At 57.6% G+C, this 2,341-nt stretch carries 3 protein-coding genes; 2 read left to right on the top strand and 1 reads right to left on the bottom strand.

Going from position 1 to position 2,341, the window contains the following annotated elements; genetic code table 11:
• Together AB4Z11_RS29700 and AB4Z11_RS29695 are read left to right on the top strand one after the other, a co-directional pair.
• Positions 1–475 (top strand): MerR family transcriptional regulator (locus AB4Z11_RS29700; protein ID WP_442029474.1); only part of this gene is annotated, 475 nt, incomplete at its 5' end.
• 105 nt (positions 476–580) lie between these two features.
• Positions 581–748 (top strand): hypothetical protein, encoded by a 168-nt coding sequence (locus tag AB4Z11_RS29695; RefSeq protein WP_442029472.1) that lies wholly within the window; start codon positions 581–583, stop codon positions 746–748.
• A 177-nt stretch (positions 749–925) separates the two neighbouring features.
• Here AB4Z11_RS29695 and AB4Z11_RS29690 read toward each other — a convergent pair whose 3' ends face one another.
• On the bottom strand, positions 926–2,161 hold the full coding sequence (locus AB4Z11_RS29690; protein ID WP_442029471.1) for an NADH:flavin oxidoreductase/NADH oxidase family protein: 1,236 nt from the start codon (positions 2,159–2,161) through the stop codon (positions 926–928).
• Positions 2,162–2,341: the final 180 nt, after the last annotated feature.

Genomic DNA, 2,341 nt, shown 5'->3' with positions numbered 1-2,341 from the left:
CATTCAAGTTCACTTCAGGTATAAAGTTGGCAGGGGATACTTGGGTGAAAAGACGATGAAGATCGGTGACCTGGCGAAACGAACTGGCCTGACGCCGGCGACGATTCGCTTCTACGAGGCGAAGGGGCTTTTGAAGGCCGTGGACCGGAAGTCGAACGGCTATCGGGAATATCCGCTTGAAGCGGTCGCGATTTTGTCCATCATCGTCAACGCACAACAGACTGGCTTTACGCTGGACGAAATCAAGCAGGTGCTGCCTGCGGACGCCAGTGGCTGGCAGCACGATGAACTGATCGCCGCGCTCAGGAAGAAGGTTGGCGACATCGAATCAATGGAAGTTCGTCTGGCCCAGAACAAAGCACATCTGCTCACGCTGATTCAGCTGATCGACTCGAAACCGGAAGAGATGGCATGCGAGGACAATGCTRCCAGAGTGATGGATACCTTGGGCATCACCGCGCGAAAGAAATCCTGACATGCTGGCAAAGGTCCTGCCGCTGCAGGTGTGGCCGGGCAGGGGACTGGTGGCGCTCTCCGCCTATGCGTATCGGTACTGTGAGAACGACAGAGAGTCCGCGGGGTGGTGGGCTACAACTTGCCGAAGTGGCTCACCGGCATAAGCTTGCGTGAAAGCGGCAAGAGCGTTGTCTTTGAAATTGCTGATGCGGAGACGGGGAAGGCCGACGTTGTCATCGAGGGAGAGAAGCTGGGCGATATCTCCAGCAAAAGCCGTCATGGTCACGAATAACTTCACCAACCGCGATCGGGAAGGACATCTGACCCGGGAAGACGGTCAAKTATGAGTACGTACCGGAGGTCCAAAGCGCGCTTTACGCGCCGAAAGCACTGGACTGATAAAAAAAACGCGCCGCCAGCTAAGGTGGCGCGCAAAGAACCCCGCCCACCTCTGGGCGGAAACCTACGGTTACCGTCTTGAACGTTGCGCCATCCAGACGCGATATTGCCGGGCGCGGCAAGTGTTGGCGATCTGCTGCAAGACCAAGGCCTTCAAAGGCGACACCTGCGGGTCCGGATTCCTGCCAGCGCTGTGCTTATTGAGCTGGAATTTGACGGCTGCCATATTTGCCAGTGACGCCAACGCCTTGTTCTTCCAGTTGATCGGACGAAGGGCAGGCGCATTGTTTTTACCAAGCCGCCAGTCGCGCGGCAGGTGAGGGTCAATGGCCAGCGCCGTGCCTATGCCGATCATGTCCAATCCGCTTGCTACGACCTGTTCTGCAACCTGTCGACGCCGAATCCCGCCGGTCACCATGACCGGCATTTTCGCGACGGTCTGGATATCACGGGCGAATTCAACAAAATATGCCTCCCGTGCGAGTGTGCGGCCGTCGCGCGCGTCGCCCTGCATGGCTGGCGCTTCGTAGCTGCCGCCTGACAGTTCAACCAGGTCGACGGCCAGATCGTTAAGAAGTTGCACTACCTGCTTGGCATCGTCCGCACTGAAACCGCCTCGCTGGAAATCGGCGGAATTGAGTTTGACCGCCACCGTAAATGCCGGCGAAACAGCAGCACGAACGGCTTTGACAACGTCCACCAATAATCTTGCGCGATTCTGCAATGACCCGCCCCACGCATCGGTGCGCCGGTTAGTCAGTGGGGACAGGAACTGGCTAAGCAAATAGCCGTGCGCGGCGTGAATTTCTACCCCCGTGAATCCGGCCAGCTCGCCCAGCCGCGCGGAATTGGCGAAGCGCCGAACCACGTCCTCGATAATCTCCTGCGTCATCGCCTGAGGAGCGTTGAAGTGTTTGGACATTTTTCCCAGATCGATGGGGACTGCGGACGGCGCCCACGTATCCTGTCCAAGATTGGCGGGCATTTGCCGGCCCGGGTGATTAATCTGCAGCCAGAACTGCGCGCCCTTGGCCCGTCCAATTTCCGCCCAGCGCTTGAATTTCCCGATCTGTTCATCATTCTCCAACACGACGCCGCCAGGTCCCGTCATCGCCCGGCTGTCGACCATCACGTTGCCGGTGATGAGCAGGCCCGCACCGCCGTCGGCCCAGGTTTGATAGAGGCGCATCAGCTGATCGGACGGACCGTGCTCGGCGTCGGCCATGTTTTCTTCCATGGCGGCTTTTGCGATCCGGTTTGGAATGGTCGTACCGTTTGGCAGGACAAGCTTGTCAAATACTTTCATGTTGACTCCTCAGTTTGAATCTGCCCGTACTGTAAGGTTGAAGTGAACTTGAAGGTCAAGTGATATTTGCAGGCCATTTCATTCCATTGTCAGCAACCCCCGCTGATTGGCGACTGCAACGGCCTGCGTTCGGGCAGAGACGTCCAGCTTGGACATCATGTGTTTGAGGTGGCTCTTGAC

This window comes from Pseudoduganella sp. RAF53_2 (assembly GCF_052113985.1).
GTDB lineage: Bacteria > Pseudomonadota > Gammaproteobacteria > Burkholderiales > Burkholderiaceae_D > Rugamonas.
The sequence above is the reverse complement of the archived record's forward strand: the minus strand, read 5'-3'. Positions and strand labels throughout refer to the sequence as shown.